The sequence below is a fragment of the Bradyrhizobium sp. 1200_D9_N1_1 genome (assembly GCF_052075915.1).
GTDB lineage: Bacteria > Pseudomonadota > Alphaproteobacteria > Rhizobiales > Xanthobacteraceae > Bradyrhizobium > Bradyrhizobium diazoefficiens.
The window spans coordinates 302,456-315,205 of record NZ_CP197226.1 but is presented as its reverse complement, the minus strand read 5'-3'; the positions used below and the strand labels follow the sequence as shown (position 1 = coordinate 315,205).

Sequence of the window (12,750 nt, the reverse complement as noted above, 5' to 3'; positions counted from 1 at the left end):
AGGCAAATAGCTAGTAAGTCAGCTCGGCAACCGCAATCCTGTTCTCGGCGGCAGGCCAGAGGCGTGCCACGATCCGTTCTTCGCCGAACTGGGCCACGATGTTACGCCCGATCTCGCCGGCCGGAAGCCGCAATGTTGCTGTCGCATCCGTGGGTACGCCCGGTTTGACGTCGGCCGGCTCCTTGCCGTCGAGCAGAACCACGTCCCGCGGCAGGCCGAAATAGCCGCGCGGACGTGACATGATCACGACTGCGCCGGCATCCTTGTCCGCCGGCCCGAGCGGGCGCGCGGCACGCAGGTGGACGACGTCGGACGAGCGCGGGAAGGGCGAGCGATAGATATGCGTGGTCGGCGCATCCGGCGACGCGAGGACGAATTCGAGCGGCCAGGAGGGTTCGACCTGCGCCGGCCCCCAGCGGCCGTCAGCACCGGTCTTCGCGCTGTGCACGGCATTGCCGTTGCGCTCACCGGTATCCGGATCGACGCGGAAGATATCGACGGTTGCGCCCGCCACCGGCCGATTGGTGGACACGCCGCCCGGCGTTCCCGTGACGAGGCCACTCAGCCTGACGCTCGGTTCCGGCACGATCGCGATGCGCGCGGGCTCGCGGCCGGCGATGAACTTGTAGATCTCGCGGAAGGCGCGCGGGTGAAACGCCACCTCGCGATGATCGAGCGCACCGAGCACGAGATTGGTGGCCCCCCGCAGCTCCGGCCCCTCGGCGGTGACACCGGTCGGCGTGCCGGGCTTGCCGATGAAGCGGCCGTCGGCTTGCGCGTATTTGTCCATGCCATCGCTGCGCAGGGTGAGGAAAGCCGTGCCCGGCGTCACCTCGCTCTCGCCCCCGTTCAACCCGCGCAGGAAAACGCCGCGGCCGTTGAACTCGTTGTTGGGCTGGTCGTCGCTCGCGAACACGCCGTGATTGGGCGTGCCGCACAGGACAGCGTGGCTGACGTCAGCCACACCGCCGTTCCTGACGACATTGCGGATCGCATAGCCGCCGCGAGAGCTGCCGACCAGTGCCACGCGCGCCGCACCGGTACGGCGCTTCAGCTCGGCGATGGCGGCGGCAAGCTCACGGCGCTGGTCCTCGGTCGAGGAGCGGTTCGCCTGCTCGACCGTGTCGTCGCTCCGCGCATTGGGATCGGTGAAGTTGATCGCCAGCATGCGATCGCGCGCGATGCCATTGGATTCCATCCGCCACATCGTGGTCATCCAGAGCGCGTCGTAGTCGCCATTGCCGTGGACGAACAGGATCGGCGGCACCTCGGCGCCCTGCGCCGCGGGCGCGGTTTGCGCGAAAGCATCCATCCGGACGCTCGCAAGCGCAAAAGGCAATGTGCCGGCACCTTGCAGGATCGTCCGTCGCGACAGCTTCATCTGTTCCTCCCCGGCAAAACCGCCTCTTTGCACCGCTTATAGCGTCCTAACCACTGGACAGCGAAGGACTTTCGCGGGCATCACTGAATCCGCCGGAATCGCCAGGACCACTTCTGCCAGCCCATATGGAAGGGGATATGACCGAGCAGCCGAACCGTCAGAGAATCGCAGCCGACGGCATCGCCGCGCCGCTGCGATACACCGTGTTCCGGCGCATCTGGCTCGCCAGCCTGCTCTCCAATCTCGGCCTGCTGATCCAGGGCGTCGGCGCCGCCTGGGCGATGACGCAGATGGCGGCCTCGGCCGACAAGGTGGCGCTGGTGCAGACCGCGCTGATGCTGCCGATCATGCTGATCTCGATGCCGGCGGGCGCCATCGCCGACATGTATGACCGCCGCATCGTCACCCTGGTCTCGCTCATGATCGCGCTGACCGGCGCGACTGCGCTCACGATCCTGGCCGGGCTCAAGCTGATCACGCCGGAAGCGCTGCTCGCCTTCTGCTTCGTCGTGGGCAGCGGCAACGCGCTGTTCGGCCCGGCCTGGCAATCCTCGGTCAGCGAGCAGGTGCCGCCCGAAGCACTGCCGTCGGCCGTCGCGCTGAACGGCATCAGCTACAACATCGCGCGTAGCTTCGGTCCCGCGGTCGGCGGTGTCATCGTCGCCGCGCTCGGCGCGGTGGCGGCGTTTGCCTGCAACGCGATCCTCTATCTGCCGCTGCTGGTCGTGCTGCTGCTGTGGCGGCGCAGCACCGAGCCCTCGCGCCTGCCCCGCGAGAAGCTCAACCGCGCCATGGTTTCGGGCTTCCGCTACATCACCAATTCGCCGCCGATCAAGATCGTCCTGCTGCGCACGCTGGTGATGGGCCTGATCGGCGGCGCCATCATGGCGCTGATGCCGCTGGTCGCGCGCGACCTCTTGCATGGCGGCGCGCAGACCTACGGCATCATGCTCGGCGCCTTCGGCATGGGCGCGGTCATCGGCGCGCTCAACATCCACGAATTGCGCAAGCGCATGAGCGGCGAGTCCGCGATCCGCGCCTGCACCATCTCGATGGCCTTTGCGATGGCCGCCCTTGCCGTGAGCACAGAACCGGTGCTGACGGCGACCGCGCTGGTGCTGGCCGGCGCGGTCTGGATGGCCGCCGTCGCGCTGTTCAATATCGGCGTGCAGCTCTCGGCACCGCGCTGGGTCGCAGGCCGGTCGCTGGCAGCGTTCCAGGCCTCGATCTCCGGCGGCATCGCGATCGGCGCCTGGGGCTGGGGCCATCTCACCGACTATGCCGGCGTCGAGGTCGCGCTTCTGGTCGCGGCAGGCCTGATGCTGATCTCACCGCTGCTCGGGATCTGGCTCACGATGCCGCGCGTCGGCGCCCGCAACGAGGACGCCGAGGTGCTGGCCGATCCCGAAGTCAGGCTGTCGCTCACCGGCCGCAGCGGACCGCTGGTGGTCGAGATCGAATACCGGGTGTCTCAGGAGAACGCGCGCGCCTTCCACAATGTGATGCAGGACGTGCAGCTCTCAAGGCAGCGCAACGGCGCCTATGGCTGGTCGATCGCGCGCGACATCGCCGACCCCGAATTGTGGACCGAGCGCTATCACTGCCCGACCTGGTTCGACTATCTTCGCCAGCGCAACCGCTCGACCCTATCCGAACGCGCGCTGCATCAGCAGGCGATCGATTTCCACATCGGCCCCGAGCCGGTGCGCGTCCGCCGCATGCTGGAGCGTCCGTTCGGCTCGGTGCGCTGGAAGGAAGAGACGCCGGACCAGGGAGCAAGTGAGGTGCTGCCCGTGGTCGCGACCGCGGCGGGGAGCAGCACGTAGGTTCTGCCGTCGTCCCGGCGAAGGCCGGGACCCATAACCACAGGCAAAAGTTTGGCGAAGACTCGGAGTTGCGACCGAGTCCTGTACAGCTAGTCGCGCTCTATCGATAGATCACGCGGTATGGGTCCCGGCCTTCGCCGGGACGACAAGCACGTTTACTGCCCGTGCTCCGTCAGCACCTTGTCGCAGCCCTTGCTCAGCCGCGTGCGGTTCTGCTTCAGGCAGGCGAGCACAGCCTGGTCGCCATTGTTCATCACGGGGCGGCAGAAGCGCGTGACGTCGCGCGCGCAGGCGTCGTGTCCGGGCTGTTGTTGCGCGGAGGCGCCAGATGCGCACAGGAGCAAGGAAATAACGAAAAGAAATCTGGTCATCGCGTAATGCCTCTTACCCGGAAGATGTGCGGGCGAAGCTAGTGCGACGATCCCGGAGCCGCAACGGCTTTATTGACAGGCTGCATCGCGCCACAGCGTGGCCCCGGCTTGACGCCGGGGCACAACGCGAGGGGAGCTAACCGACGCAACGATCGCTGTGTGCTCTTACTGGTTGCCCTGAGCGTCAGCGACCTTGCGTGACGCGCCCTTGGCGAGGTCCTTGTCCATCACCGCGCGGCAGCCGGCGCTCAGATCCGAGCGATGCTTCATCATGCACGCGGTGATCTTCGGGATGTTGGGGATCTCCGACGAGCACAGGCGGAAGGCATCGCCGGTGCACTGCTGCTGCGCCTCGGCCGAGAAGGCGAAGCTCGAAGTCGTCGAGACGATCGAGACGATGGCGGCGAAGCCCAGAGCCAGGCTGGTGTCGCGGATCTTGCTGCTCAAGGACTTGGAGGTGAGCGACTTGGCCGTAAACGACTTGGTCATTTGAAGCTCCCATTGGCGCCGCTGCAAGCGGAGCCCGTTGTTGATGGGAACTACGATGCTCCAGCAAAACAGTTTCCACTGTGATGACGGTCACGGGGCGCACCCAAACTGTGACATCGGTCACATTGGCGCACCTCGCTGAAAATCCGGCGCAAACGCCGTCGCGTTGGTGTCACGTTAACTGTTCCTTCGCATTAATGGCTCGTCGCGCGGGAAATTCCGCAGGTTTGGTTGCGTAATTGGAAAGAGTAGCGATGCGTAATGCGTTGGGCCTGATGCTGGCCAGTGTAGTTGCGGCGGTCGTGATCGCCGCCGGCGGTTGGTTTTATTATTCCGCGAGCGCCGATCCGGGCGCCCCCAAGACAGTTGCCGCCCGTGCCGCCGACCCGTTGCCGGCACAGACGAAAATCGCCGCCAAGGACGACGTCGCGACCACCGCGGCGATCGCGGCGAAGCCGACGGCCGTTGCCCAGGCATCCGCGCCTACGCCCGCCCCGGTCGCGCCAGTTCAACCGAAGCAGGCCTGCGCCAATCCAAACGCCCTCGGCGTCGCCCGCGTGGTCGAGATCGACACCACCGGCGGTCCCGGCTTCGGCTTCGAGCACTTCAAGCAGTTCGATTTCCTCACCGACAAGGAGGTCGTGCTGACCTTCGACGACGGTCCGTGGCCGGTCAACACACCCGCGGTGCTGAAGGCGCTCGCGGATGAATGCACCAAGGGCCTGTTCTTCTCGGTCGGCAAGCACGCGACCTACCACCCGGAAATCCTGCGCCAGGTTCTGGCCCAGGGCCACACGGTCGGCACGCACACCTGGTCGCATGTCAACCTGAACAGCAAGAAGATGACGGAGCAACAGGTCAAGGACGAGGTCGAAAAGGGCTTTAGCGCAGTGAGGTTCGCGCTCGGCACCAATCCGGCGCCGTTCTTCCGCTTCCCGCAGCTTCAGCACAATCCGGCGATGGTGACCTATTTCGGCACCCGCAACGTCGCGATGTTCTCGACCGACATCGATTCCTTCGACTTCAGGAAGGGCGCGACGCCGGAGAAGATCGTCGAGACCGTGATGGGCAGGCTCGACAAGCTCGGCAAGGGCATCATCCTGATGCACGACTTCCAGAAGCACACCGGCGAAGCCATGCCGGCGCTGCTCGCGCGGCTCAAGGCCGGCGGCTACAAGGTCGTGCAGATGAAGGCCAAGACCACCTTCCAGACGCTGCCGGAATATGACGAAGCGCTGCTGAAGGACCTGAAGGTGCCGACCTCGAGCGCGCGTCCGATCGGAAGCGTGGTGCAGACGGTTTCGCAGTAGCGCGTTCGACCGGATCGAAAACTCTTGCGTGATGGCCGGGCTTGTCCCGGCCATCAACGTTCTTGGGCCTGCGTGGAAAGGTCATGGATGCCCGGGACATCTGGCGCGAACACGCGCCTCGCGTTTGCCTGAGGCGTGACGGCGAGGGTGGGGCGCAAAGACCGCTTACCAATAGATGCCGTGGCGATGCAGCTCGCTGATGATGCGGCCTTCGGTCCAGGTACGCTTGTGCTTCGGCTTGTTGACTTTCGCCGTGGTCTTCGTTGCGGTCGCGGCGGGCGCTGAAGTCGTCGTGGCTACGGCGGGTGCCGCGGCAGGCGCAGGCGCCGAGATCGCCGGCGGACGGTCGACATATTTCGGTGCTTCGGTGACGGGTGCGGCTTCACTCACTTGCGTCGTCACGGCGATTGTCGCCGTCGCTTGCGGCGCCGAGGCCTGTTCGCTCGCCGTGGCCAGCGAGAGGCTGCGTGGACCGGCCGCCTGAGCAGATGCTGAAGCCAGGACCATGGCGGCCACCAGAATGATCTTGCGCATGTGAAATCTCCCCGTGTTGGCGTGACCGGGACGCTATGGGAGATACACGCGACATTATGTGATCACGATCACGCAGGCGACTGGGCGATCCTGAACCCGCGCACTCATGCCGGCTGTACGCGTCGGTTGAGACGCTTGTCTGTGATGATGGGATGAATTCGGGGCGCTGGTGCCGCAAGAGGGATTCGAACCCCCGACCCCGTCATTACGAATGAAATTTAATCCGCTCTGCGAGGCATCGCGAACGGTCGCGTCGCGTCGCACGGAGTTGCAGAATCAGCTTTTTTTGCAGGCTTTCGGCGCGCGCAGGCCCACGTGACCCGCAGCCGCCCATTGCGCCCAAGCGCGTGCGCGAGTACCTAGCTAGGTACGCAAGGTACGGAGCCGCCATGCCGCGACGAACGCTCACAGACCGATTCTGCATCCACGCCAAGGCGGCGGAGGGCGAGGCCCAGACGGACTATTTCGATGAAGGCCGGCCCGGCTTGGCGCTGCGGGTCTCGCGGGCCGGCTCCAAGTCCTGGACTTACCACTTCACCCTTGGCGGCCGGCGCGTGCGGATGACCTTCGGGACCTACCCCGCCACCAGCCTCGCCAAGGCCCACACGCGCGCCGATGAGGCCCGCGCTGCTCTTGAGGAAGGCGGAGACCCCCGGACGGCGCTGGCCAAGCCCGCGAGCCTCAAGGCCATCTGCGACGAATGGGCAGATCGCGAGGGCGCCGGGCTCCGCACCGGGGATGATCGGAAGGCGACGCTAGAGCGGCTGGTCTATCCGGCGCTCGGAGGCCGATCCGTTGGTGACATCCGCCGCAGCGATATCGTTGGGTTGCTGGACGGGATAGAGGATGAGAGCGGCCCGGTGATGGCGGACCAAACTCTCGCGTTCCTCCGCCGCGTCTTCAACTGGCACGCGTCGCGCGATGATGACTTCCGCTCGCCGATCGTCCGGGGGATGGCCCGCACCAAACCCAAGGCTCGCGCTCGCAAGCGCATCCTTGCCGACGATGAAATTCGCGACGTGTGGGGCGCGCTCGACACCGCACCCGATCTCCCGGAGTGCTACGCGCGCTATGTCCGGACGATCCTGCTAACCATCACCCGGCGCACCGAAGCGGCCGGCATGCATTCGACCGAATTCGAGGGCGACAACTGGACCATCCCGGGCGAGCGATACAAGACCAAGCTTGACCATGTCATCCCTCTCACTGCCGCCGTGAAGGCGCTCATCGGAGGGAAGCCCAAAGGCGTCAATGGCAATTCGTGGTTCGTGTTCTCCACCACGCACGGCGCCAAGGCGTTCTCGGGCTTCTCCAAAGCCAAGCGCGCGCTGGATGCTGAGATCGCGCGCCGTCGCGAGGCCGATGGCAGGGACCCGATGCCACGTTGGACCCTGCACGACCTCCGCCGCACGGGCCGCTCGCTTATGTCCCGCGCCAAGGTCCCCGCCGATCACGCGGAACGCTGCCTTGGCCACGTCATTGGCGGGGTCCGCGAGACTTACGACCGATACGAATACCTTGATGAGAAGCGGGCGGCCTTTGCCGCGCTGGCCGGCTTGGTGGACCGGATCGTGAGCGGCCGCCCGCTGGCGCTGAAGCTGGTGCGAGTGACGCGCGAGGCCGAAGCGACGGCTTAGACCGATCACGTTCGGGTGAGGTCTCTAGTGGTGCTCTGGCGAGGGGATTGACTTCGCCATTCCGTTTCCTGCGACCGCATGCAATTGTTCTCGCAGATGCCCTAAGGCAAAAGCAGCCACCATCCGAAGTACGCTTCGGAATTAAGTAGGGCTCACCACCGTAGAATGGAGAGTGCCTATGCACACGCTTGACCAGCGTGGGGCAATTGCTGCCTTGCGCCATGATGAACTGCTAGACCTTCGGGCCGTTCGCGCTTTCTTTGGCGGGCTCGATGCTTCCACCATCTATCGCGGCATAGCCGCAAAGCGCTACCCGGCGCCGATCAAGGTTGGACCGAATGCGTCGCGATGGCTCCGCAGTGAATGCGAGGCGGCGTTAGCTGCCATGATCGCGCGGAGGGCTGCGCAATGAGCGAAACCCTTAAGCGCATCATTAGCGCCGCGATGCCGATCGCTGTGCCACAGCAACGCGAGCTTGTCGTGGTGTCCCCACCACCGCCAACGCTCGCCGACTTGGCAGCCGAGATCAACGCGGACTATGCGGAGATCACAAGGGCCGCGCTGACCGCTGTTGAAAAGGCAATCAACATCGGGAAGCGATTGAACGAAGCAAAGGACAAACTAAACCACGGCGAGTTCGGCGGCTACATCACTAGCAACTTCCCCTTCACGATGCGATGGGGGCAGCAGTGCATGAAGCTAGCGAATCATGAAGCCGAGGTTCGGCAACGGCTTGAGGAATTGCGAAGCATCAGTTCGCATTTGTCTCTCGCTGAAGCGTTCAAGCTGATCGGTTCGCTGAACCCGCGACCAAAGCCAAAGCGCCGAAAGCTAAAGGCTGCAACCTAACCACAATCAACATCCGCCAATGAGGGCGCTGGGGCAATTCGCTCTGGCGCCCTTTTCGTTCGGCGCCACGTGTTCGGCCTTATGCGAAAAACGCCAACGCGATTGACTTATCGCATCTCTGCCTGAATTCTCTTTATCAGAAAATGGAAAGGAGTGCCTATGCTCAAGAAATGCGAACGGTGCGGCGATGACTTCGTGCCATATGTAGGTCGGCAGCGCTTTTGTTGCCGTGAATGTTCGGATGCTTGGTTCGCCGAAGAGCGTAGGACGGCCGTGCGTCGGCTGCGTGAGAGCGAAGGCGATGCCGCGCCTCAATCCTACTTCGCCATGGAGCAAGCTCGCTCCGACGCGAACGCGACACTGATCGGCTCCGCATACACGCCGCCGCTGACCGTGCCACAGTGGTCCCTCGATGCCGCAGCGCTGCCAAAAGAAGAGCCCCTAGGCTGGCGTGTTGACGAGGTGCCCGAGTGCTCCGGAGTGGGGCAGCCCATCGATGAGGCAAGGGAGGCGTAGATGTCAAACTTCGTTTGGCAACTCACGGAGCGCGAGCGTCATCAATTCGAACGGCTGGCACGGCGCTACAGCCTAACTGTCGTGGAGATCATGGGCATCATGAGCGAGTTGGCGACCGAGGGCTTTGACCCGGTTGAGGCCGAAGGGAAAGCGTTTGAGTTCACCAGTTCGCACCTGATCGGCCCCGACTATTTCGAACATCGCAACGTGCCCGAACCCGACGCGAATGTGGATTTGTTCGTCGCTTGGGATCAAACCAAGTTCGATGCAGACATCGGGCGGTATCTCCTCGACAACCATCCGTCGAAAGCGACCGCTGCGAGCGTCTTCAAGAACACGCTCGCTTGGTTTCGATTTTGGGCGGTGCGGTGGCCGATCCCCGAAGGACGGGCTCGGTTCAAGGGCCTGGCTGACGCTCTGAGCGCACGCCTCTTCCGCGTCATCGACGGAGGGAATGCGCGATGATGTTCCAACTTCTCGGTGATTGGCCCGTGCAAGGCGGCGCCGTTGTGGTCCCGGTTGGCGCTGTGATTGACGGAACCCCGGCCGTGGCTGCTGGCGGCGCGGGCTACGCTGTGAACGATTCAGTGACCCTCACTAATGGCGTGGTGCTGATCGTAGCGGCGGCCTTCAAGGGCGCCGTCACCGCGTGGAAAGTCATCGACCCCGGTCAGATGATCGCTCGCCCGGCCTCGGCGCCCCCGGTGGCACAGGCCAAAACCACCGGAGCAGGCGCGGGCGCCACTGCCATCTTCCCGCAGTGGAATGGCGTGCCGCTTCCTATGCCCATGCCGCTCAATGCGAAGTGCCTCGACCAAGAGGCCTATGACGCAATGGTGCGCTGGTACGAGCCCGAGAGCGACCAGCTCGTGCGAGTTCTCCACTTTTCCCCGAACGTCAAACCTAAAGGAGCAATCAATGGCTGACGTGAAGCAAGCAACGACTGAAGCAACGAAGATCAACGATCGACTGCGTACCGCGCCGCTGGGCCGCGAGCCCGCCGCAGTGGTGACGACGCAACCGCTGCGAACGGTCACGACCGTCTATCACAGCGGTTCGCAAAGCCAACATGGCGACCAGCCGAAGGGAGGCCGCAACAATGGCTAAGCGCAGTGGTGGTGGGGGCGGCGGCCCCGGCATGAATAAGAACGTCTCGGTAGGCGTTCGCGCGGGTAAACCTGCGAAGGGCGTCGCGCCGTGCGGCACCATCGGCCTGCAACGCGTGACCACTAGCAGCTACCGCGAGCCCAAGGTGGGGCAGCCCATATCGGTCCCGCTCGGAAACGAACTCTCAACGAACGTCGGCAAGGGCGGCCCGGGCGCCGGCCGCTCGGTCCACCCGACCGGCTCGCAGAGCGCAACGCCCAAAGCATCCTCAACCACAACCCCGGCCGGCTGGCCCTGGACGAAAGGAGACTGAATCATGTGGGAATATGACACGAACGAATGGCGCAAGGACCTCCAGCGCGGAGTGAGCGATCAGACCATCCGCGATATCGTGGCGGACGGTCGCCGGCCCAATCCCAATCAGCTTTCGAGCCCAGTGCAACAGGACGCGGGGACCTCGCGCGCAGCGACGGGCCAAGACATCCGCGATTGGCGGCCGCCCGGATTGGCCGTGGCCGACCGGATCATTGATCGGTTCGCGCCGCCAAGTGCAGCGGAGCTTGAGGCCCGGGAGCGCAGAGCGCGGGCCACGCAGGCGGCCAATCGAATCCCGCTGGTGCCGGAGGCCAAGCGATGACCCCCGAGCGGAAAGCCGAAGTGGAGGCGCTGCTAGATGACATCCTCGGGCCAGAGCCGAAGCCCCAACCGCCAAAGCCGATGGTGGTGGTTGATGCTGGCGCCGTGGTTCGTGATGCTGATGTTGTCGTGTCACCCCGTGACGTGAATGCGGAGCGCCGGGGCGGGGATACTGGCGTAGTGGTGCGAAGGCCCGGGCCGCTGGCCGAACCACCGCTGCCCCCGATGCGCCCGGGTGAAGTCCGGATCGATCTCGGAGCAGCCCAACGCCAGTGGGAAATCAATCGCGCTGATCGGCTCACGGATAGTGCGCGGCGACGCCAGCTTGACCCGTGTAACCTTGGAATCTGGGGACCTCACGATGACTGAGAGTGCAGCGGCCAAGGTGTGGCAGCGAGACGTGGAGCGCGTGGTTGGGGCGCTCCGCGATGCCGGGCCGGAGGAACAGCGGCTTGCCCTTGATCGGCTGGGCAAGCGGTATGGGCCAGAGGCCAGAGTGGCGGCGGCGGAGGGGCTGGCGCCAAAGCGCGCCCCGGCGCCCGAGCCGATAGCGAAGCCTGAGCCACCCCCGCAGCCGCAGCCCGAAGTGAAGGCCCGGCCAGCCGATGCTTCGCCAGTGCTCAACCCCAGCGCCCCATACGACAACGCGAGTGAGTTTATTCATCGGACCGCGCTGGTGGATGGCCATTGCACGGTGTGGTTCTGGCAAGACGTGTTCTATCGTTGGAGCGGCCGGGTGTATGAGCCGGTGCCGCATGAAGTGATGCGGCAACAGGTTTACCGATTCCTCGATGGCGCTCGGCGGCGATCGGGGGAGCAGTTGTTGCGCTTTCAACCGACCCCGCGCCACGTGAACGAAACGATTGATGCGCTCAAGAGCCAGCTTGCGCTCGGGCTCGAATGTCACCCGCCGATGTGGCTGGAGCGTCGCGAAAGCGCAAAGGATTGGGTGGTGTTTCAGAACGGCATCGTGAACATGCTCACCGAAGAGGTTCGGCCGCTGACCCCGGATCTTTGGGTGCACAATGCGCTCGGCTTCAATTGGGACCCAGATGCGGAGTGCCCTGCATGGGAAACGTTCCTCGCCGAAGTATTCCCCGACGATCCCGAGAGCGTTGACTTCGCCGAGCAGTGGATGGGCTACAACATGACCGATGAAACGCGCTTCCAAAAGGGCGCGATGTTCATCGGCGAGAAGCGAAGCGGCAAGGGCACCATTGCACACGTGATGCAGCACCTTGTCGGCGATGCGAGCTACGTCGGCCTCAGCTTCGCGAATTGGACCCGTGGCGAGAACTCGCAGCAGTCGCTGATTGGCAAGCGGGTGGGAGTGTTTCCGGATGTTCGGTTGCCGAAGGGCCGCGCGTTCGGCAAGAGCTATGACCCGGGCGGGCTTAGCCACGCCAGCGCAGAGCTATTGCTCAACATCATCGGTGAGGACTCAATCACCATTGGCCGGAAATATCTGGGGCCATGGCAAGGCACGTTGCCGATTAAGCTCACGCTGATCAGCAACGAAGTCCCCAACCTCAACGATCCGGGCGGGGTACTGCCATCGCGATTCATCAAGCTGCATTTCCCGGTAAGCTTCTTCGGCCGAGAGGACCCCGACTTGCGGGTCAAGCTCCGGGGCGAATTGTCCGGTATCGCGGTTCGTTGCGTGCGGGCCTATGGCGACCTTTGCCGCAATCGCCGCTTCATCCAACCCGCCGCGTCGCGGGTGCTTGAACTCGACTTGCTCGCCGCTAGCGATCCCTTCACCGCGTTCGTGCTCGAAGCATTCGAGGTGGATCACTCGGGAATGGTGGTGAAGACCAAGGCCTACGCACTCTTTCAAAGCTGGTGCGCCCGCAACGATCGGCAGGACGTGCTCCGCAGCGTGAGCGATAAGAAATTCGGCGAGCGGCTGAAGGGCGTTGAGGGCTTCGGCCACGTGACCGGCTGGCGCCAGACCGGCTCCAGCCCGCGCGTGTGGCTCGGTCTCCGGCCGAAGGCCCCGAAGAAAGACGAAGAGTGACCACGTTGTTCCACCTTTTCCAGCGAATTCCACCTTTTGAGTGGCACTGGCCAACAATCCCCCGGTGATAGGACCTA

The 12,750-nt window shown here is 64.4% G+C and carries 16 protein-coding genes; 12 read left to right on the top strand and 4 right to left on the bottom strand.

The genetic code is table 11. The annotated features are described in order from the left end of the window. Positions 1 to 10 precede the first annotated feature (10 nt). Positions 11 to 1,381, bottom strand: a complete 1,371-nt coding sequence (locus AB5K84_RS01500; RefSeq protein ID WP_063921598.1) for a hypothetical protein — start codon at positions 1,379 to 1,381, stop codon at positions 11 to 13. A 137-nt stretch (positions 1,382 to 1,518) separates the two neighbouring features. Between AB5K84_RS01500 and AB5K84_RS01495 the strand changes: the two genes are divergently transcribed. Beyond that, positions 1,519 to 3,207 carry an MFS transporter gene (locus tag AB5K84_RS01495; RefSeq protein WP_011083388.1) on the top strand — a complete coding sequence of 563 codons (1,689 nt, stop codon included), beginning with the start codon at positions 1,519 to 1,521 and terminating at the stop codon, positions 3,205 to 3,207. 155 nt (positions 3,208 to 3,362) lie between these two features. Here AB5K84_RS01495 and AB5K84_RS01490 read toward each other — a convergent pair whose 3' ends face one another. Together AB5K84_RS01490 and AB5K84_RS01485 are read right to left on the bottom strand one after the other, a co-directional pair. After that, complete coding sequence (locus tag AB5K84_RS01490) at positions 3,363 to 3,578, bottom strand: hypothetical protein (RefSeq protein ID WP_011083389.1); 216 nt, start codon at positions 3,576 to 3,578, stop codon at positions 3,363 to 3,365. Positions 3,579 to 3,743: 165 nt separating this feature from the next. Further along, on the bottom strand, positions 3,744 to 4,067 hold the full coding sequence (locus AB5K84_RS01485) for a hypothetical protein (protein WP_011083390.1): 324 nt from the start codon (positions 4,065 to 4,067) through the stop codon (positions 3,744 to 3,746). Between the two features lie 254 nt (positions 4,068 to 4,321). Here AB5K84_RS01485 and AB5K84_RS01480 point away from each other — a divergent pair, with 254 nt between their 5' ends. Continuing rightward, positions 4,322 to 5,377, top strand: a complete 1,056-nt coding sequence (locus tag AB5K84_RS01480; RefSeq protein ID WP_011083391.1) for a polysaccharide deacetylase family protein — start codon at positions 4,322 to 4,324, stop codon at positions 5,375 to 5,377. A 165-nt stretch (positions 5,378 to 5,542) separates the two neighbouring features. Here AB5K84_RS01480 and AB5K84_RS01475 read toward each other — a convergent pair whose 3' ends face one another. Next, entirely contained in the window at positions 5,543 to 5,911 is a 369-nt protein-coding gene (locus AB5K84_RS01475) for a hypothetical protein (RefSeq protein WP_011083392.1), read from the bottom strand. Positions 5,912 to 6,300: 389 nt separating this feature from the next. On the opposite strand from AB5K84_RS01475, the gene AB5K84_RS01470 reads away from it, so the two are divergent. The 10 genes from AB5K84_RS01470 to AB5K84_RS01425 all read left to right on the top strand — a co-directional run bounded on the left by AB5K84_RS01470 (position 6,301) and on the right by AB5K84_RS01425 (position 12,673). Continuing rightward, positions 6,301 to 7,548: a tyrosine-type recombinase/integrase gene (locus tag AB5K84_RS01470; RefSeq protein ID WP_110115817.1), complete on the top strand. Its 1,248-nt coding sequence runs from the start codon at positions 6,301 to 6,303 to the stop codon at positions 7,546 to 7,548. Between the two features lie 178 nt (positions 7,549 to 7,726). After that, positions 7,727 to 7,960: a helix-turn-helix transcriptional regulator gene (locus tag AB5K84_RS01465; protein WP_110115818.1), complete on the top strand. Its 234-nt coding sequence runs from the start codon at positions 7,727 to 7,729 to the stop codon at positions 7,958 to 7,960. After that, positions 7,957 to 8,397 (top strand): DUF3102 domain-containing protein, encoded by a 441-nt coding sequence (locus AB5K84_RS01460; protein WP_162603459.1) that lies wholly within the window; start codon positions 7,957 to 7,959, stop codon positions 8,395 to 8,397. Before AB5K84_RS01465 ends, AB5K84_RS01460 begins: the two co-directional genes overlap by 4 nt. 159 nt (positions 8,398 to 8,556) lie before the next feature. Beyond that, positions 8,557 to 8,913, top strand: a complete 357-nt coding sequence (locus tag AB5K84_RS01455) for a hypothetical protein (protein ID WP_182869555.1) — start codon at positions 8,557 to 8,559, stop codon at positions 8,911 to 8,913. After that, a complete protein-coding gene (locus tag AB5K84_RS01450) occupies positions 8,914 to 9,378 on the top strand; it encodes a hypothetical protein (protein WP_110115821.1) in 465 nt (154 codons plus the stop codon). Then, positions 9,375 to 9,839: a hypothetical protein gene (locus AB5K84_RS01445; protein WP_110115822.1), complete on the top strand. Its 465-nt coding sequence runs from the start codon at positions 9,375 to 9,377 to the stop codon at positions 9,837 to 9,839. Before AB5K84_RS01450 ends, AB5K84_RS01445 begins: the two co-directional genes overlap by 4 nt. Further along, positions 9,832 to 10,020: a hypothetical protein gene (locus AB5K84_RS01440; RefSeq protein WP_110115823.1), complete on the top strand. Its 189-nt coding sequence runs from the start codon at positions 9,832 to 9,834 to the stop codon at positions 10,018 to 10,020. The genes AB5K84_RS01445 and AB5K84_RS01440 overlap by 8 nt, the downstream gene beginning before the upstream one ends. Before the next feature lie 31 nt (positions 10,021 to 10,051). Next, on the top strand, positions 10,052 to 10,333 hold the full coding sequence (locus tag AB5K84_RS01435; RefSeq protein ID WP_162603460.1) for a hypothetical protein: 282 nt from the start codon (positions 10,052 to 10,054) through the stop codon (positions 10,331 to 10,333). A 3-nt stretch (positions 10,334 to 10,336) separates the two neighbouring features. Next, complete coding sequence (locus tag AB5K84_RS01430) at positions 10,337 to 10,657, top strand: hypothetical protein (RefSeq protein WP_110115825.1); 321 nt, start codon at positions 10,337 to 10,339, stop codon at positions 10,655 to 10,657. A gap of 360 nt (positions 10,658 to 11,017) precedes the next feature. Continuing rightward, positions 11,018 to 12,673: a DNA primase family protein gene (locus tag AB5K84_RS01425; protein WP_162603461.1), complete on the top strand. Its 1,656-nt coding sequence runs from the start codon at positions 11,018 to 11,020 to the stop codon at positions 12,671 to 12,673. Positions 12,674 to 12,750: the final 77 nt, after the last annotated feature.